A 17,468-nucleotide genomic window follows, 5' to 3' on the forward strand; every position below is an offset into this window, starting at 1 on the left:
ATCATGTCCACCGGACCGATCGTCTGTTTCGGCGAACTGCTGCTGCGGCTCAGCGCGCCGGGCCGCGAATTGCTGATGCAATCGCACCGGCTGGACATCGTGGTCGGCGGGGCCGAAGCGAATGTCGCGGTCGGGCTGGCCTGTCTGGACCATCCGACGCGCATGGTCAGCATCGTGCCCGACAACCCGCTGGGGCGCGGCGCGGTCGCGGCGGTGCGCGCGCACGGCGTCGATTGTTCGGGCGTGCGGACGGGCGACGGGCGAATGGGCCTGTATTTCCTGTCGCCCGGCGCGGGCCTGCGCGCCAGCGACATCGTTTATGACCGCGCTGGTTCCGCCTTCGCACTCGCCGCGCCTGATGCGATCGACTGGCACGCGGCGCTGGCGGGCGCGGCGCGGCTGCACCTGTCGGGCATCACCCCCGCGCTTGGGCCCAACACCGCGCAAGCAGCGATCGCAGCGGCGCGCGCGGCACGGGATCTGGGCGTACCGGTGTCGTTCGACGGCAATTACCGCGCGCGGCTGTGGGAAGCATGGGACAGCGACCCGCGCGGCGTACTGAGCGAGCTGGTCGGGCTGGCCGACCTGTTCTTCGGCAATTACCGCGACATGGGGCTTTTGCTGGGCCGCGAATTTTCGGGCGACGGTCCCGACCGACGGCGCGAAGCGGCACAGGCCGCGTTCGACGCCTTCCCCAACCTGACCCGCATCGCATCGACCGCGCGGCATGTGGACGATGCCGACCATCACCGTCTGTCCGCCCGACTCGACCTGCGCGACGGGTCGTTCCAGACGGAGGAAATCGACGTGTCAGGCATTGTCGACCGGATCGGCGGCGGCGATGCGTTCGCGGCGGGCATATTGCACGGCATCCATGACGGACTGTCGGGTCAGGCGACGGTCGAGGCAGGGCTGGCCCTCGCTTGCCTTAAACACTCGCTGCCCGGCGACGCCAGCCTGTTCCGCCGCGCCGATATCGACGCCTTTCTGGCGGGTGGGCGCGACGTGCGGCGTTGAGGCGCCGCTACCGGACTTCGGTCCGGGTTGCATTGCAGCACAGCTCCTGTCATCGGGAAGCATCGTCTTGAAGACGGCGCCCGGCGCGCTACCTCAGACGCAGGAAACATAGAGACGGATCATGGCCACCTTCACTCTGCCCAAGAACAGCGTCATCAAGAAGGACGGCAACACCCACGCCGCTCCGCAGGGCGCGGGCCGTGTGAAACGGTTCAAGGTCTATCGCTACGACCCCGACTCGGGACAGAACCCGCGCTACGACACGTTCGAGATCGACCTCGACGATTGCGGGCCGATGGTGCTGGACGCGCTGATCAAGATGAAGTCCGAACAGGATCCTTCGCTGACCTTCCGCCGTTCGTGCCGTGAAGGGATTTGCGGTTCCTGCTCGATGAACATCGCGGGCAAGAACGGTCTGGCCTGCACCACCGCGATCGAGGATATCAAGGGCGACATCCGCATCACGCCGTTGCCGCACATGGATGTCATCAAGGACCTGGTCCCCGATTTCACCCATTTCTACGCGCAATATGCCTCGATCAAGCCGTGGCTGCAGACCGTCACCCCGCCGCCCGCAGGCAAGGAACGGCTCCAGTCGCCTGAGGACCGCTCGAAGCTGGACGGCCTGTATGAGTGCATTCTGTGCGCCTGCTGCTCGACCAGTTGCCCCAGCTATTGGTGGAATTCGGACAAGTTCCTGGGTCCGGCCATCCTGCTTCAGGCCTATCGCTGGCTGGCCGACAGCCGCGACGAGATGACGGGTGAGCGTCTGGACGATCTGGAGGATCCGTTCCGCCTGTATCGCTGCCACACGATCATGAACTGCGCCAATGTCTGCCCCAAGGGGCTGAACCCGGCCAAGGCGATCGCCGAAATCAAGAAGATGGAGGTCGAGCGGATCGTCTGATCCGTTCGGTCCTCTGCTCAATCCCGCGCCGGGGCGGGCCGATCGACAGGCCCGGACCCCCGGATATTGCCGCTTGGAAGCCACTGCGCCTTTTCGCTTCATTGACGATCCCGACCTGCCCGGCTGGCACCGCTGGGAACTGACCGATCCCACCCGCTACAACGCCTTTCTGGCGCCGCTGTCGGTTCGTGCAGAGGGTGAGCGGGCGGCGCGCGTGCGGATGGTGCCGCAGCGCATCCACGCCAATATCCGCGATCACGTCCATGGCGGCGCGCTGCTGGGCTTCATGGACGTCGCCGTCTTTGCCGCTGCCCGTGCGCTTGGCATCATGGATGAAGCAGGCGCCTCGACCGTCGACCTGTCCGCACAATTTATCGCCGGAGCCGACGCAACCCATCCCATCGAGGCGGAGGTCGAGCTGCTGCGCGAAACCGGGCGCCTGTTTTTCGTGCGCGGGCTGATCGTGCAGGACGGCACCGTCTGCGCCAGCTTTACCGCCACCGCACGCAAGGCGGGGAGCCGCAAATCATGACTGACGTTCTGAACGCTTACGACGCACTGATCGCCAATGGCGAGCTTCGCGCCGATCCCGATCAGCGCGCCGCCGCCGTGCGGCTGGACGCCTTGGCCAGCGAACTGGCCGACACACCAAGGGGCGGCCTATTCTCTCGCCTGTTCGGTCGCACGCCCGATGCGCCGCGCGGCATTTACATGTGGGGCGGCGTCGGGCGCGGAAAGTCCATGCTGATGGACCTGTTTTACGATCATGTGCCCATCGTGGCCAAGCGGCGGGTCCACTTCCACGCCTTCATGCTGGAGGTGCATCAGCGCCTGCGCGAAGAGCGCAAGAACGAAAGCGGCGATCCCATCCCCCCCGTTGCCGCCGCGATGGTGGGTGAGGCGCGTCTGCTGGCGTTCGACGAAATGGTGATCAACAATTCCGCCGATGCGATGATCCTGTCGCGGCTGTTCACCGCGATGCTCGAACACGGCCTGACCGTGGTCGCGACATCGAACCGCGTGCCGGAAGATCTGTACAAGGACGGGCTGAACCGCGAGCATTTTCTGCCGTTCATCGACACGATCCGTGACCGTATGGACGTGATGCCGCTGAACGGCCCGGTCGATTATCGCCGCGACCGGCTGGGCAGCATGGAAACCTGGCTGGTGCCGAATGGCGCAGAGGCGACAGCAAAGCTGTCCGACGCCTTTTTCCGGATGACCGATTACCCGGTCGAGGACCGCGCGCACGTCCCTTCCTGCGACATGGATGTCGGCGGGCGCGCGCTGCATGTCCCCAAATGCCTGAAGGGCGTGGCGGTGTTCAGCTTCAAGCGGCTGTGCGGCGAAGCACGCGGCAGCGCCGATTATCTGGCCGTCGCGCGCCGTTTCCACACCGTCATCATCGTCGGCATTCCCAAGCTCGGCCCCGACAACCGCAACGAAGCCGCACGCTTTGTCACGCTGATCGACGCGCTGTACGAACATAAGGTCAAGCTGCTGGCCGCCGCCGACGCAACGCCCGAAACCCTGTATGAGAAGGGCGATGGCGCGTTCGAATTCGAGCGCACCGTCAGCCGCCTCAATGAAATGCGCTCCGACGACTATCTGGCGCTGGGACATGGCGAAGGGGAACAGGAATGACCGCGCGCATCAATCGCGACACCAAATTGTGCATGTCGCTGTCGGGCCGGCCCGGCAATTTCGGCACCCGGTTCCAGAACCACCTGTATGAGACGCTGGGCCTCGACTTCGTCTACAAGGCGTTCACCACCCAGGATATCGAGGGGGCGGTGCGCGGCATCCGGGCGCTCGGCATTCGCGGCTGCGCAATTTCCATGCCGTTCAAGGAAGCGGTCATTCCCCTGATCGACGCGCTCGACCCGTCGGCAGACTCGATCGGCGCGGTCAATACCATCGTCAATGATGACGGCCATCTGACCGGCTATAATACCGACTATCTTGCGGTCGTCGCGCTGATGCGCCGGCATGAGGTGCCGACGGATATCCGATGGGCGCTGGCGGGCGCGGGCGGCATGGCAAAGGCGGTGGCGTCTGCGCTGGTCGATTACGGCTACACCAACGGCACGATCGTGGCGCGCAATGCCGACAAGCGGGCGGCGCTGGCAGACCGCCTGGGGCTGGCCCATGCTGCCGAAACACCGGGGGACGGCGGCATGATCATAAACGCCACGCCCATCGGCATGGCCGGCGGGGCAGAGGCGGAAGCCCTGTCCTTCCCCATGAAGGCCATCGAACATGCAGCGATCGTGTTCGATGTCGTGGCCATTCCCACCGAAACGCCGCTGATCCGCGCCGCACGCGCGGCGGGTCGGCGGATCATTACCGGCGATGAGGTATTGGTACTGCAAGGGCGCGAGCAATTCGTGCTCTATACCGGCGTGCAGCCCGATGACGAAGCCGTGAAGACGGCGGCGCAGGTCGCGCTCGCGCCTTAATGCACTTGCGAAACATTCGCAAAGATAATTGATCGACCCTGTTGATTGGCGGTTGCCCGCCCTTCGCAAAAGGCTTAAGTCGCCTGCGTTTCGCGGGGCGCCTTGCCGCGTGCCCGCCCGGCATCCGTCTAGGGAGGATCCATGGCTCGCAAGAAGATCGCGCTCATCGGCGCTGGCATGATCGGCGGCACGCTCGCCCATCTGGCCGCAATGAAGGAACTGGGCGACATCGTCCTGTTCGACATCGCCGAGGGCATGCCCCAGGGCAAGGCACTGGACCTCGCCCAGTCGGGCCCGGTCGAGGGTTTCGACGCCAGCCTCAAGGGCGCGAACAGCTATGAGGACATTGCCGGCGCCGATGTGGTGATCGTCACCGCCGGTGTGCCGCGCAAGCCCGGCATGAGCCGCGACGACCTGCTCGGCATCAACCTCAAGGTGATGAAGGCCGTTGGTGAGGGCATTGCCGCGCACGCCCCCGACGCGTTCGTCATCTGCATCACCAACCCGCTGGACGCGATGGTCTGGGCGCTGCGCGAATTTTCGGGGCTGCCGCACAACAAGGTCGTCGGCATGGCCGGCGTACTCGACTCGGCGCGCTTCCGTCATTTCCTGGCCGAAGAATTTAACGTCTCGGTCGAGGACGTCACCGCGTTCGTGCTCGGCGGCCACGGCGACACCATGGTTCCCGTCGTCGAATATTCGACCGTTGCGGGCATCCCCATTCCCGACCTGATTAAGATGGGCTGGTCGACGCAGGAGCGCATCGACGCGATCGTCCAGCGCACCCGTTCGGGCGGCGGCGAGATTGTCGGCCTGCTCAAGACCGGCTCGGCCTTCTACGCCCCCGCCACCTCCGCAATCGCGATGGCCGAGAGCTATCTCAAGGACAAGAAGCGCCTGCTCCCCTGCGCCGCGCATCTGACCGGCCAGTACGGCGTCGACGACCTGTATGTCGGCGTGCCGATCATCATCGGCGCCAATGGCGTCGAGCGCATCGTCGAAATCGAGCTGAAGGAAGAGGCCAAGGCCAATTTCCAGACCTCGGTCGACGCGGTGAAGGAACTGCTGGTCGCCTGCAAGGGCATCGACAGCTCGCTTAACTGATCCCGCCCGGCCCCGGCGTCCTGCCGGGGTCGCGCCTTTCTATCCGGGCCGTCCGGCCGCAAATTTCAGGGAAAACCGATGAGCATCCTCGTCGACAAGAACACCAAGGTCATCGTCCAGGGCATGACCGGTGCGACCGGCACCTTCCATACCGAACAGGCGCTTGCCTATGGCACGCAGATGGTCGGCGGCGTCACGCCGAGCAAGGGTGGCTCGACGCATATCGGCCTGCCCGTCTTCAACACCGTTGCCGAAGCGGTGGACACGACGGGCGCGACCGCCAGCGTCGTCTATGTCCCGCCCGCCTTCGCCGCCGATTCGATCCTTGAGGCGATCGACGCCCAAGTGCCGCTGATCGTCGCGATCACCGAAGGCATCCCCGTGCTCGACATGGTCAAGGTCAAGCGCGCCCTGTCGGGTTCGAAGTCGCGCCTGATCGGCCCGAACTGCCCCGGCGTTCTGACGCCTGGCGAGTGCAAGATCGGCATCATGCCCGGCTCGATCTTTTCCAAGGGCACGGTGGGCGTCGTGTCGCGTTCGGGCACGCTGACCTATGAGGCGGTGTTCCAGACCACCAATGCTGGCCTGGGCCAGACCACGGCCGTCGGCATCGGCGGCGACCCCGTCAACGGCACCAACTTCATCGACGTGCTGGAACTGTTCCTGGCCGACGACGCGACCGAATCGATCATCATGATCGGTGAAATCGGCGGCTCGGCCGAAGAAGAAGCCGCCCAGTTCCTGAAGGACGAAGCCAAGCGTGGCCGCAAGAAGCCGATGGTCGGCTTCATCGCGGGCCGCACGGCGCCTCCGGGCCGTCGCATGGGCCATGCCGGTGCGATCGTGTCGGGCGGCCAGGGCGGCGCCGAGGACAAGATCGCCGCGATGGAAGAAGCCGGCATCCGTGTCAGCCCCTCGCCCAGCCTGCTGGGTGAGACGCTGGTCGAAGTGCTGAAGGGTTGATCCTTTTTCGCCACCCCCGACATCCGGGGGTGGCAATCGGCCACGCGAACGTGCGGGCCGCTTGAACAGCCCCGGCGACATGTGCGGGGATGAGGTGCGCGATGGGTTACGAAGGTCAGGATTTCTCCGATATCGCCGGTGGCGTCAGCCCCGCGTTCGTCGATACGCTCTATGCCCGCTACCAGGCCGATCCCGGTGCGATCGAACCCGGCTGGCGCGCCTTTTTCGAAGGGCTTGAGAATGTCGTGACCGGCCCCAGCTGGGCGCGCGCCAACTGGCCGCTCAAGGACACCGACGCACTGACCGCCGCGCTCGACCCCACCCAGATGGAACCGGCGCCGAAGCCCGCCAAGGGCGGCAAGGGCGACCCGGCACCCAAGGCACCCGCCCCTGCGGCTTCCACTGCCGACATCCAGCGCGCGGCGCAGGATTCGATCCGCGCCATGATGCTGATCCGCACCTATCGCGTGCGCGGGCATCTGGCCGCCAATCTCGACCCGCTGGGCCTGTCCAAGCGTGAGATGCCCGAAGATCTGAAGACCGAATATCACGGCTTTTCAGACAGTGAGATCGACCGCCCCGTCTATCTGGGCGGCGCCTTGGGCTTCCAGACCGCGACCATTCGTCAGGTCGTCGACACGCTGCGCAAGAATTACTGCGGCAATGTCGGCCTTGAATATATGCACATCGCCGATGTCGAAGAGCGTCGCTTCCTGCAGGAACGCATGGAGGGTCAGGACAAGGCGATCGAATTCAGCACCGAGGGCAAGAAGGCGATCCTGTCCAAGGTTATCGAGGCCGAGCAGTGGGAAAAGTTCCTGGGCCGTAAATATGTCGGCACCAAGCGCTTCGGCCTTGATGGCGGCGAAGCGATGATCCCCGCGCTCGAAGCCGTCATCAAATATGGCGGCCAGATGGGCGTGCGCGAGATCGTCTATGGGATGGCCCATCGCGGTCGCCTGAACGTGCTCGCCAACGTCATGGGCAAGCCGTTCCAGGTCATCTTTCACGAATTCGCCGGCGGTTCGGCCAACCCGGATGAAATCGGCGGTTCGGGCGACGTGAAGTATCACCTCGGCACCTCGACCGACCGTGAGTTCGACGGCATCAACGTCCACATGTCGCTGGTCGCCAACCCCAGCCATCTGGAAGCGGTGAATCCCGTCGTTCTGGGCAAGGTGCGCGCGCAGCAGACCTTCCGCCAGGATCTGGATAAGCATGAGCAGGCGCTACCCGTGCTGATCCACGGCGACGCAGCCTTTGCCGGTCAGGGCATCGTCTGGGAATGCCTCGGCTTCTCCGGCATCCGTGGATACAATACCGGCGGCTGCATCCACTTCGTCATCAACAACCAGATCGGCTTCACCACCAGCCCGCAATTTGCGCGCTCCTCGCCCTATCCGTCGGATGTGGCAAAGGGCGTTCAGGCGCCGATCCTGCACGTCAACGGCGACGATCCCGAAGCCGTGACCTTTGCCTGCAAGGTCGCGACCGAATTCCGCCAGACGTTCAAGCGCGACGTCGTGATCGACATGTGGTGCTATCGCCGCTTCGGCCACAACGAGGGCGACGAGCCCGGTTTCACCCAGCCGCTGATGTACAAGGCGATCCGCCAGCATCCGCCGGTCAGCGAAGTCTATAACCAGCGCCTGACTTCGGAAGGCGTGGTCGACGGCGAATTCGTCAAGACCAAGACCGCCGAAATTACCCAGACGCTGGAAGAAGCGTTCGAAGCAGCCAAGGGTTACAAGCCCAACAAGGCCGACTGGTTCGCCGGTCGCTGGTCGGGCCTGCACGCCCCTGTCGACGCCGAAACCGCGCGTCGCGGCGTGGAAACCGGCATCGAACAGAAGCTGTTCGATTCGCTGGGCCGCACCCTGACCGAACGGCCCGAAGGGTTCGAACTGCACAAGACGCTGGGCCGCGTGCTGGATGCCAAGGCGGAAATGTTCCGTTCGGGCACCGGCTTCGACTGGGCCACGGGTGAGGCGCTGGCGTTCGGCTCGCTCCTGTCCGAGGGTTATGGCGTCCGCCTGTCCGGTCAGGACTCAGGTCGCGGCACCTTCAGCCAGCGTCATGCCGTCTGGGTCGACCAGAATGACGAGCGCCGCTACGTCCCGCTCCAGGAAATCCGGCACGGCCGGTTCGAGGTGCTGGACAGCCCGCTGTCCGAATATGGCGTGCTGGGCTTCGAATATGGCTTTGCGCTGGCCGATCCCAAGACGCTGGTGCTGTGGGAAGCGCAGTTCGGCGACTTCGCGAACGGCGCGCAGATCATGATCGATCAGTTCATCGCGTCAGGCGAAGCCAAGTGGCTGCGCGCCAACGGTCTAGTGATGCTGCTGCCCCATGGTTACGAGGGTCAGGGTCCGGAACACTCCTCCGCGCGTCTGGAACGCTTCCTGCAGCTGTGCGCGCAGGACAATATGCAGGTCGCGAACTGCACCACGCCCGCCAACTACTTCCACCTGCTGCGCCGCCAGATGCACCGCAATTTCCGCAAGCCTCTGGTCGTGTTCACGCCCAAGTCGCTGCTGCGGCACAAGATGGCGGTGTCGAAGACGGAGGATTTCGTCGGCAACAGCCACTTCATGCGGATCCTGTCGGACCCCAATGGCGCCGCCGATGCCGACACGAAGCGCGTCGTGCTGTGTTCGGGCAAGGTCGCCTATGACCTGATCGAAGCGCGCGATGCCGCGGGCGATACCGAAACGCAGATCATCCGCATCGAACAGCTCTATCCCTTCCCCGGCGATCCGCTTGCCGTCCGCCTGGCGCGGATGCCCAAGCTGGAAGACGTGGTCTGGGCACAGGAAGAGCCGAAGAACAACGGTTCGTGGTTCTTCGTCGAACCGGAGATCGAACAGTCGCTTGCCGCCGCCAATTCGGCCGTCAAGCGCGCTCGCTATGCCGGCCGCGGCGCATCTGCATCGCCCGCAACCGGCCTGATGAAGCGGCACCAGGCCGAACAGGGCGCGTTGATTGCCGACGCGCTCGGCCACAATGTGCGCGAAGAGATTCGCCGCACGCGCCAGACCGACAACAGTGCGACCGGCAAGGCCGCGTCGTGATCGAAGCCTGAAGAAGGACGAAAACCATGGCCACCGAAATCCTCGTCCCCACGCTGGGCGAATCGATCACCGAAGCGACGCTGGGCGAATGGCTCAAGCAGCCGGGCGACCGCGTCGAAGCGGATGAGCCTGTCGCCAGCCTCGAAACCGACAAGGTGTCGGTCGAAGTGCCCGCGCCCGCTGCCGGCATCATGGGTCAGCACGGCGTGCAGCCGGGCGACACCGTCAATGTCGGCGCGATGATCGGCACGATTGACGCGGGCGACGGCGCCGCCGCCGCACCCAAGGCCGAAGCGCCCAAGCAGGACGCTGCTCCGACGCCCACCCCCGCCCCCGCCCCGGCCGAAGCCGGTCAGCAGGCGCCCGCCTCTGGCGACAATGTCGAGGCAGCCGCGCTGTCGCCTTCGGTCCGCCGCGCCATTCTGGAACACGGCCTCGACCCCGCGACGATCAAGGGCACCGGCAAGGACGGCCGCATCACCAAGGAAGACGTGGTCGCTGCCGCGTCCAGCAAGTCGAGCGCGCCCGCCCCCGCCGCTCCGGCGCCCGCCGCCTCGGCCTCGGCGCCCGCGGGTGACAATCGCCGCGAAGAGCGCGTCCGCATGACGCGCCTGCGCCAGACGATCGCCAAGCGGCTGAAGGAAGCGCAGGACACCGCGGCGCTGCTCACCACCTTCAACGATGTCGACATGACCGCCGTCATCGAGGCACGCGCCAAGTACAAGGACCTGTTCGAGAAGAAGCACGGCGTCCGCCTGGGCTTCATGGGTTTCTTCGTGAAGGCCGCATGCCAGGCGCTGCGCGACATCCCGTCGGTCAACGCCCAGATCCAGGGCGATGAGATCGTCTATCACGATTATGCCGACGTCTCGGTCGCCGTGTCGGCGCCGCAGGGTCTGGTCGTCCCGGTCATCCGCAATGCCGAAAGCATGACGGTCGCCCAGATCGAAAAGACGATCGGCGATTTCGGCAAGCGCGCCAAGGACGGCAGCCTGAAGATGGACGAGATGAAGGGCGGCACCTTCACCATCTCCAACGGCGGCGTGTTCGGTTCGCTGATGTCGACCCCGATCATCAACCCGCCCCAGTCGGCGGTGCTGGGTCTGCACCGGATCGAGGAACGCCCCGTCGTTCGCGACGGTCAGGTCGTGGTGCGCCCGATGATGTATCTGGCGCTCAGCTATGATCACCGCATCATCGACGGTCGCGAAGCCGTGACCTTCCTCGTTGCGCTGAAGAACGCGATCGAGGATCCGACGCGCCTGCTGATCGACCTTTGAGTTAACGTGCGGCACCGGACACCCGGCGCGACGGAGAATGGAAATGGCTGAATACGACTTCGACGTTCTGGTGATCGGCGCCGGCCCCGGCGGCTATGTCGCTGCGATCCGCGCGGCCCAGCTGGGCCTGCGCGTCGCGTGCGCCGAATCGCGCGAAACGCTGGGCGGCACCTGCCTCAATGTCGGGTGCATCCCGTCAAAGGCGATGCTGCACGCGTCCGAATATTTCGACGCGGCCGCCAATGGCGCGATGGCCAAGATGGGCATCAAGGTAACGCCCGAACTCGACCTCGACACGATGCACGCACAGCGGCTCGACGCGGTGAAGGGGCTGACCGGGGGCATCGAATATCTGTTCAAGAAGAACAAGGTGGAATGGCTGAAGGGCCGCGCCAGCTTCCAGGATTCGACCACGGTCAAGGTCGGCGACCGCACCGTCACCGCGCGCGACATCGTCATCGCGACCGGCTCGTCGGTCACGCCCCTGCCGGGCGTCGAGGTCGACCAGAGGGTCGTCGTCGATTCGACCGGGGCGCTGGAACTGCCCAAGGTGCCGGGTCATCTCGTCGTCATCGGCGGCGGCGTGATCGGGCTTGAGCTGGGCAGCGTTTGGCGCCGTCTGGGCGCCAAGGTGACGGTCGTCGAGTACCTCGACCAGATCCTCCCCGGCTTCGACGGCGATGTCCGCAAAGAATCGCTCAAGCTGTTCAAGAAGCAGGGCATCGAGTTCAAGACCGGCACCAAGGTGACCGGTGTCGCGCTGAATGGCGACAAGGCCACCGTCACCGTCGAACCCGCCAAGGGCGGCGAGGCCGAGACGATCGAGGCGGACAACGTCCTGGTCGCCATCGGTCGGCGTCCGAACACCGACGGCCTGAACCTCGAAGCGGCGGGCCTGTCGGTCAACCAGCGCGGTCAGATCGAGATCGACCATGATTTCGCGACCAAGGTCGACGGCATCTGGGCGATCGGCGACGTCGTCCCCGGCCCGATGCTCGCCCACAAGGCCGAAGATGAAGGCATTGCCGTGGCTGAGAACATCGCGGGCCAGACCGGCATCGTGAACCACGACCTGATCCCGTCGGTCGTCTACACGCTGCCCGAAATCGCCGGCGTCGGCCTGACCGAAGAAGCCGCGCGCGAAAAGGGCGAGGTCAAGGTCGGCAAGTTCCCGATGGCCGGCAACAGCCGCGCCAAGACCAACCACGAACCCGACGGTTTCGTGAAGGTCATTTCCGACGCCAAGACCGACCGCGTGCTGGGCGTGTGGATCATCACCTCGGTCGCGGGGACGATGATCGCGCAGGCCACGCAGGCAATGGAATTCGGCGCGACGAGCGAGGACATCGCTTATACCTGCCACGCGCATCCGACCCATTCGGAAGCGATCAAGGAAGCCGCCATGGCGGTGACGGGCAAGCCGATCCACATCTGACACACGGGATCAGGATCGTTTGAAAAGGGCCGCTGTCGCAAATCGACAGCGGCCCTTTTTCGTGGCGTACTGGCTCAGGCGGCGCGGGCAGGCGCAGGCCGCGCCAGCAGCAGGGTCATCCAGCCCGATGCCAGCGCCGCATACCACAGCGCCTGGTCGCCAATCGCATGTTCGGCAGTCGCTCCGCCCATCGCTCCGCCGACAAAGGCCAGCCACAGCAGCAGATAGCGCAGCGCCACCCAGCCCCCGCCCTCACCCATCAGCGCGGCGGCGAGGCTCTGTCCCATTCGGACGAGATTGCCGGTGAAATAGGTGATGCCGATGGTCACCTCTCCATCGCGGGTGAACACGCCGTTGATCGCGCCCATTGCGCCGGCCAGCAGCGGCAGGACCATGGCGGGCGACAGGAGTGTGCTGACCGCCCCGGCCCCCAGCAACAGCGTCGCCAGCGCCATCACCGCAGCCATCGCGCGCGCGGTGACGGCACGCGCGACAATCGCTGCCAGCATGACGCCCGCCACGAACGCCATGACCAGCGTCAGCGCAATGCGCGCGGTGTTCCAGTCGCCAGTGCCCAGCGCAGCGGCACCTTGCGTCGTATTTCCGCTCATGAAGGAGACGAAGAACCCGCCCAGCCGGACAAAGGCATAGGCATCGACAAATCCCGCCAGCGCGGCAAGGACGAGGGCGGCGAGCAAAAGCGGCGATGATGTGCGGCGCATGACCGATGATCTAGGGCCTAAGGCGCCGAAGCTGAACCCCACAGGGCCGGAAACGACGATGCCCGGCCGATATTTTCCATCGGCCGGGCATCATTTCGATTCATATGTCGCCGCTGTCATCGGTCGACAGCAGGACGAGCGTCACTCGTCCTCAGGACCGGCGCCCACCATCATCTCTTCCGAAACCTCTGCCGTGCGGGCACGGATCGCGGCTTCCAGACGCTCACGCAGTTCGTTATTTTCGCGCAGGAAGGTCTTGGCGTTTTCACGCCCCTGCCCGATCCGCACGCTGTCGTAGCTGAACCAGGCGCCCGCCTTTTCCACCAGCCCCGCCTTGACGCCGAGGTCGAGGATCTCACCAATCTTCGAAATGCCTTCGCCATACATGATGTCAAATTCGACCTGCTTGAACGGCGGCGCGACCTTGTTCTTGACCACCTTCACGCGGGTCGCGTTGCCGATGATCTCGTCGCGATCCTTGATCTGCCCCGTGCGGCGGATGTCCAGACGCACCGAAGCATAGAATTTCAGTGCGTTGCCGCCGGTCGTGGTTTCGGGATTGCCGTACATCACGCCGATCTTCATGCGCAGCTGGTTGATGAAGATCACCGTGCAACGCGAGCGGCTGATCGAACCGGTCAGCTTGCGAAGCGACTGCGACATCAGGCGTGCCTGAAGGCCGACATGGCTGTCGCCCATCTCACCCTCGATCTCGGCGCGCGGAACAAGGGCTGCGACCGAATCGACCACCAGCACGTCGATCGCGTTTGAGCGCACCAGCGTGTCGGTAATCTCCAGCGCCTGCTCACCCGTATCGGGCTGCGACACGATCAATTCGTCGATGTTGACGCCCAGCTTGCGTGCGTAAACGGGGTCGAGCGCGTGTTCGGCATCGACAAAGGCTGCGGTGCCGCCCGCCTTTTGCGCCTCTGCGATGCAGTGCAGCGCCAGCGTCGTCTTGCCCGAGCTTTCGGGGCCATACACCTCGACCACGCGCCCGCGCGGCAGGCCGCCGACGCCAAGCGCGATGTCGAGTCCCAGCGAGCCGGTCGAAACCGCCTCCACCTGCATCGTTTCCTTCTGGCCGAGCCGCATTGCCGACCCCTTGCCAAAGGCACGGTCGATCTGGGCCAATGCGGCGTCCAACGCCTTTTGCCGGTCTGCGTTCGCGGTCGCCATATCGTTCCCGATCACCTTGAGCTGAGCTGCCATTCTTCGCTTCCATCGCTAGAGCAACCGCGCGCCGGGTTCAACGCGCCGCCCCCGATATAACCCCGTTGCACCATGAGAACAAGAGGGGAACGACGAGGCTTAAACCTGCGCCGTATCGACCACCAGTTCGCGTGCAGGCGGGTGGCCCAGGAACAGGCCGGGGCTGGCGGTAAAGCCATAGGCGCCGGCCAGAAAGATCGCGATCAGGTCGCCCACGCGCGGATCGGGCAGGCCTACCCGGTCGCCCAGCCGGTCGAGCGGGGTGCAAAGGCTGCCCACGACCGACACCGCCATCGGCTCCCCCGTCATCCGTCCGGCAATCGCGACCGGATAATTGCGGCGGACGACCGTGCCGAAATTACCGCTGGCGGCGAGTTGGTGGTGCAACCCGCCATCGACGATGGCGAACCGCTCCCCCTGGCTCTCCTTCACATCGACCACGCGTGTCAGATAGACACCGCATTCGCCGACGATCCAGCGCCCCAGTTCGATTGCATATTGCGTGCCCGGATCGGCATCGGCGAGCGTTTCTGACAGCGCCGCACCCACCGCCTCGATATCGACCGGCTCGTCACCCGCGAAATAGGGAATGCCGAACCCGCCGCCCAGATTGACCAGCGGTGGCACCGCGCCCGCTTCATCGGCCAGCCGCCGCGCCACCGCAACGGTTGCCGCCTGCGTCTCGATGATTGCCGCCGCCGACAGCGCCTGCGAACCGGCATAGATGTGAAACCCGCGCCAGTCCGCGCCCGCGCCCACGATCTCGCCCACCAACGCGGGCACCCGCGCCGCGTCGATGCCGAAGGGGGACGAACGACCGCCCATCTTCATGCCCGACCCCTTCAGGTCGAAATCCGGATTCACCCGCACCGCCAGCCGGGGACGCAGCCCCAGCCGTTCGCCGATCGCCAGCGCGCGCCGTGCCTCCCCCTCCGACTCCAGGTTCAGCGTTGCCCCGGCCTCGATCGCGGCGGTCAGTTCGTCGTCGCGCTTTCCTGGCCCGGCAAAGCTGATGACCGACGCGGGCTTCACCGCCAATGCGCGTGCCAGTTCGCCGCCCGACGCCACGTCCAGCCCGTCCACCAGCGGCGCGATGGCGGCCAGCAGTTGCGGATGCGGATTGGCCTTGATCGCATAATGGATGTCCAGCCGGTCCGGCATCGCCGCGCGCAATCGCGCCAGCCGTGCGCGCACTTCGCCCATGTCATAGACGAACAGCGGCGTATCGCCCGCCACGCCGATCCAGTGTTCGGCGTCGTGCCCCGCGATCGTCAGCGTGTCGCCGTCTGCGAAGTGCGGCGGGATTGGCCCCATCGGTTTCATGCCAGTATCTCCGCCTTCACGCCCGATCGGTCGAGCTTGCCATTGGCGTTGCGCGGCAGGGCGCTGCGCCATTCATAACGATGCGGCTGCATGAAGCCGGGCAGTTCGCGCTTCAACCGTTCGCGCAGGCTCGCCTCCGCCGCCTGGGGTTCGCCGCGCGCGCTGGCGACGACGACGATCGCCTGACCCAGCCGGGGGTCGGGCACACCCAGCGCCACCGCCTCCCCCACTTCACCACCGGCCAGCACCGCTTCCTCGATCTCCGTCGGGCTGATGCGGTTGCCCGCCGACTTGATCATCTCGTCATCGCGGCCGACGAAGCGCAGCAGGCCCGCTTCGTCCGCGACCACCGTATCGCCCGACCATACCGCCATGCCGCCATGCTCGGCCCATGCGGGTGCCGGGCGAAAGCGCAGCGCCGTCCGCTCCGCATCCTGCCAATATCCTTGAGCGACCAGCGGCCCGGCATGGACCAGTTCGCCTGCCTCCCCCGCCGCTGCGCGCGTACCGTCGGGGCGCGCCACCATTACTTCGGCAAAGGGAATGGCGCGGCCGATCGAGTCGGGATGCGCGTCGACCAAAGCGGGGTCGAGATAGGTCGAACGAAACGCCTCGGTCAGGCCATACATGGGGAACAGCCGCGCCGCCGGGAAAAGCTCCCGCAGCGCGCGCACCATGCGCGGCGTCAGCGCGCCGCCCGAATTGGTCAGCCGCTTCAGCCGCGCCGCCACCTCGACCGGCCAGTCGCTGTCGAGCAATTGCACCCACAGCGGCGGCACACCCGCCAGGCTGGTGGCGTCGAACCGCTCGACCGCCTTCACCACGTCGCGCGCGGTCAGGTAATCGAGCGGCACGACGCTGGCTCCCGCCGCCCACGTCGAAAACAACTGGTTTTGCCCATAATCGAAACTCAGCGGCAGCACCGCCAGCACCCGGTCGGCGCGCGTCACGTCCAGATAATGGGCAACGCTGATCGCGCCGAGCCACAGATTGGCGTGGCTCAGCATCACGCCCTTGGGCCGCCCGGTCGACCCCGAAGTGTACAGGATCGCCGCCAGCGAAGCGGCGTCCGCGTTCGACGGCGCCAGCCCTTCGCCCGCCAACGGCAGCTGCGCTTCATCGACCGTGCGGGCATCGCCGGGCACGTCACTCGTCTCCAACGTCGACAGCCGCGCTGCACCGGCGATCAGCAGCCGCGCGCCGCTGTCCGACAGGATATGCGCCACCTGCGCGCGTTTCAGCAGCGGATTGACCGGCACATGCACCAGCCCCGCCCGCGCCGCCGCCAGCGGCAGGACGCACGCCGCCCGCGTCTTGGCCAGCCAGCTTGCTACCCGGTCGCCGGGGTTCAGGCCCTGCGCGCGCAACCATGCCGCCGCCGCACCGACCGCGCGCTCAAGCTCGGCAAAGCACCATGTTCCGGCACGGTCGTGCAGCGCGGGCGCATCGGGGGCGCCCATCAGCGGCAGATGGTCGACCGGGCGCGGTTCGGGATTCAACGCAATGCTCATCGTGCCCGTCCATAACCCGCCGCGCCGAATAGTTCGATGACCCGGTCACGGCGCACCCGGTGTCGCGCTTGCACCCATTTCGGCACGCCGCCGTTGGATATGGGTGTTGCCCTTGTCCGCTGCGTGCGTGGCGGCTAGGCGCGGCGAAAAGCGGGTTTCCACGGAGTAATTGATGATTTCCGAGCAACATGCCGAAGTCGAGGCGACGGTGCGCGCCGTGCTTCGCGACGTGCTGGCCCTGTCAGAGGACCGCGTCGCGGCGTTCGATGCGAATACGCCGCTGTTCGGCGCGCTGCCCGAGCTCGATTCGATGGCGGTCGCAGGGCTGTTGACCGAACTGGAAGACCGGCTTGGCATCGTCATCGACGACGATGACATTGACGGCGAAACGCTGGAAAGCTTTGGCACACTGACCCGCTTTTCCGTGGCCAAGGTTGAAGCCGTCTGATCGACGAATATGCCTG

The 17,468-nt window shown here is 65.7% G+C and carries 15 protein-coding genes; 11 read left to right on the plus strand and 4 right to left on the minus strand.

Going from position 1 to position 17,468, the window contains the following annotated elements; translation table 11 throughout:
- The first annotated feature begins 3 nt into the window (after nucleotides 1-3).
- From ACAX61_RS05275 to lpdA, 10 genes are all read left to right on the plus strand, one after another.
- Nucleotides 4-1,017, plus strand: a complete 1,014-nt coding sequence (locus tag ACAX61_RS05275; RefSeq protein WP_370713746.1) for a sugar kinase — start codon at nucleotides 4-6, stop codon at nucleotides 1,015-1,017.
- Nucleotides 1,018-1,138: 121 nt separating this feature from the next.
- Nucleotides 1,139-1,924 carry a succinate dehydrogenase iron-sulfur subunit gene (sdhB, locus tag ACAX61_RS05280; protein ID WP_370713747.1) on the plus strand — a complete coding sequence of 262 codons (786 nt, stop codon included), beginning with the start codon at nucleotides 1,139-1,141 and terminating at the stop codon, nucleotides 1,922-1,924.
- 73 nt (nucleotides 1,925-1,997) lie between these two features.
- Nucleotides 1,998-2,456 carry a PaaI family thioesterase gene (locus tag ACAX61_RS05285; RefSeq protein WP_370713748.1) on the plus strand — a complete coding sequence of 153 codons (459 nt, stop codon included), beginning with the start codon at nucleotides 1,998-2,000 and terminating at the stop codon, nucleotides 2,454-2,456.
- Complete coding sequence (zapE, locus tag ACAX61_RS05290) at nucleotides 2,453-3,568, plus strand: cell division protein ZapE (RefSeq protein ID WP_370713749.1); 1,116 nt, start codon at nucleotides 2,453-2,455, stop codon at nucleotides 3,566-3,568. The genes ACAX61_RS05285 and zapE overlap by 4 nt, the downstream gene beginning before the upstream one ends.
- On the plus strand, nucleotides 3,565-4,383 hold the full coding sequence (locus ACAX61_RS05295; protein WP_370713750.1) for a shikimate 5-dehydrogenase: 819 nt from the start codon (nucleotides 3,565-3,567) through the stop codon (nucleotides 4,381-4,383). The genes zapE and ACAX61_RS05295 overlap by 4 nt, the downstream gene beginning before the upstream one ends.
- A gap of 141 nt (nucleotides 4,384-4,524) precedes the next feature.
- On the plus strand, nucleotides 4,525-5,487 hold the full coding sequence (gene mdh / locus ACAX61_RS05300) for a malate dehydrogenase (RefSeq protein WP_370713751.1): 963 nt from the start codon (nucleotides 4,525-4,527) through the stop codon (nucleotides 5,485-5,487).
- A 78-nt stretch (nucleotides 5,488-5,565) separates the two neighbouring features.
- Nucleotides 5,566-6,450, plus strand: coding sequence for a succinate--CoA ligase subunit alpha (gene sucD / locus ACAX61_RS05305; RefSeq protein ID WP_370713752.1), 885 nt, complete (start codon nucleotides 5,566-5,568; stop codon nucleotides 6,448-6,450).
- A 101-nt stretch (nucleotides 6,451-6,551) separates the two neighbouring features.
- A complete protein-coding gene (locus ACAX61_RS05310; protein WP_370713753.1) occupies nucleotides 6,552-9,521 on the plus strand; it encodes a 2-oxoglutarate dehydrogenase E1 component in 2,970 nt (989 codons plus the stop codon).
- A 26-nt stretch (nucleotides 9,522-9,547) separates the two neighbouring features.
- Nucleotides 9,548-10,801, plus strand: coding sequence for a 2-oxoglutarate dehydrogenase complex dihydrolipoyllysine-residue succinyltransferase (gene odhB / locus ACAX61_RS05315; RefSeq protein WP_370713754.1), 1,254 nt, complete (start codon nucleotides 9,548-9,550; stop codon nucleotides 10,799-10,801).
- 43 nt (nucleotides 10,802-10,844) lie between these two features.
- Entirely contained in the window at nucleotides 10,845-12,236 is a 1,392-nt protein-coding gene (gene lpdA / locus ACAX61_RS05320) for a dihydrolipoyl dehydrogenase (RefSeq protein WP_370713755.1), read from the plus strand.
- Nucleotides 12,237-12,310: 74 nt separating this feature from the next.
- Here lpdA and ACAX61_RS05325 read toward each other — a convergent pair whose 3' ends face one another.
- The 4 genes from ACAX61_RS05325 to ACAX61_RS05340 all read right to left on the minus strand — a co-directional run bounded on the left by ACAX61_RS05325 (nucleotide 12,311) and on the right by ACAX61_RS05340 (nucleotide 17,004).
- A complete protein-coding gene (locus ACAX61_RS05325) occupies nucleotides 12,311-12,934 on the minus strand; it encodes a YoaK family protein (protein ID WP_370713756.1) in 624 nt (207 codons plus the stop codon).
- A 165-nt stretch (nucleotides 12,935-13,099) separates the two neighbouring features.
- A complete protein-coding gene (gene recA, locus ACAX61_RS05330) occupies nucleotides 13,100-14,170 on the minus strand; it encodes a recombinase RecA (RefSeq protein ID WP_370713757.1) in 1,071 nt (356 codons plus the stop codon).
- A gap of 99 nt (nucleotides 14,171-14,269) precedes the next feature.
- A complete protein-coding gene (locus ACAX61_RS05335; protein WP_370713758.1) occupies nucleotides 14,270-15,493 on the minus strand; it encodes a pyridoxal-dependent decarboxylase, exosortase A system-associated in 1,224 nt (407 codons plus the stop codon).
- Nucleotides 15,490-17,004: an acyl-CoA ligase (AMP-forming), exosortase A system-associated gene (locus ACAX61_RS05340; RefSeq protein ID WP_370713759.1), complete on the minus strand. Its 1,515-nt coding sequence runs from the start codon at nucleotides 17,002-17,004 to the stop codon at nucleotides 15,490-15,492. The genes ACAX61_RS05335 and ACAX61_RS05340 overlap by 4 nt, the downstream gene beginning before the upstream one ends.
- 172 nt (nucleotides 17,005-17,176) lie before the next feature.
- Here ACAX61_RS05340 and ACAX61_RS05345 point away from each other — a divergent pair, with 172 nt between their 5' ends.
- Nucleotides 17,177-17,452, plus strand: a complete 276-nt coding sequence (locus ACAX61_RS05345; RefSeq protein ID WP_370713760.1) for an acyl carrier protein — start codon at nucleotides 17,177-17,179, stop codon at nucleotides 17,450-17,452.
- Nucleotides 17,453-17,468: the final 16 nt, after the last annotated feature.

The organism is Sphingomonas sp. IW22, assembly GCF_041321155.1.
In the GTDB taxonomy this organism is placed as follows: Bacteria; Pseudomonadota; Alphaproteobacteria; order Sphingomonadales; family Sphingomonadaceae; genus Sphingomonas.

Coding starts and splice junctions, on each gene's coding strand:
- recA (WP_370713757.1), bottom strand. CDS start 14,170: ATGGCAGCTCAGCTCAAGGTGATCGGGAACGATATGGCGACCGCGAAC.
- mdh (WP_370713751.1), top strand. CDS start 4,525: ATGGCTCGCAAGAAGATCGCGCTCATCGGCGCTGGCATGATCGGCGGC.
- zapE (WP_370713749.1), top strand. CDS start 2,453: ATGACTGACGTTCTGAACGCTTACGACGCACTGATCGCCAATGGCGAG.
- ACAX61_RS05275 (WP_370713746.1), top strand. CDS start 4: ATGTCCACCGGACCGATCGTCTGTTTCGGCGAACTGCTGCTGCGGCTC.
- ACAX61_RS05345 (WP_370713760.1), top strand. CDS start 17,177: ATGATTTCCGAGCAACATGCCGAAGTCGAGGCGACGGTGCGCGCCGTG.
- ACAX61_RS05335 (WP_370713758.1), bottom strand. CDS start 15,493: ATGAAACCGATGGGGCCAATCCCGCCGCACTTCGCAGACGGCGACACG.
- ACAX61_RS05295 (WP_370713750.1), top strand. CDS start 3,565: ATGACCGCGCGCATCAATCGCGACACCAAATTGTGCATGTCGCTGTCG.
- ACAX61_RS05340 (WP_370713759.1), bottom strand. CDS start 17,004: ATGAGCATTGCGTTGAATCCCGAACCGCGCCCGGTCGACCATCTGCCG.
- ACAX61_RS05310 (WP_370713753.1), top strand. CDS start 6,552: ATGGGTTACGAAGGTCAGGATTTCTCCGATATCGCCGGTGGCGTCAGC.
- lpdA (WP_370713755.1), top strand. CDS start 10,845: ATGGCTGAATACGACTTCGACGTTCTGGTGATCGGCGCCGGCCCCGGC.
- odhB (WP_370713754.1), top strand. CDS start 9,548: ATGGCCACCGAAATCCTCGTCCCCACGCTGGGCGAATCGATCACCGAA.
- sucD (WP_370713752.1), top strand. CDS start 5,566: ATGAGCATCCTCGTCGACAAGAACACCAAGGTCATCGTCCAGGGCATG.
- sdhB (WP_370713747.1), top strand. CDS start 1,139: ATGGCCACCTTCACTCTGCCCAAGAACAGCGTCATCAAGAAGGACGGC.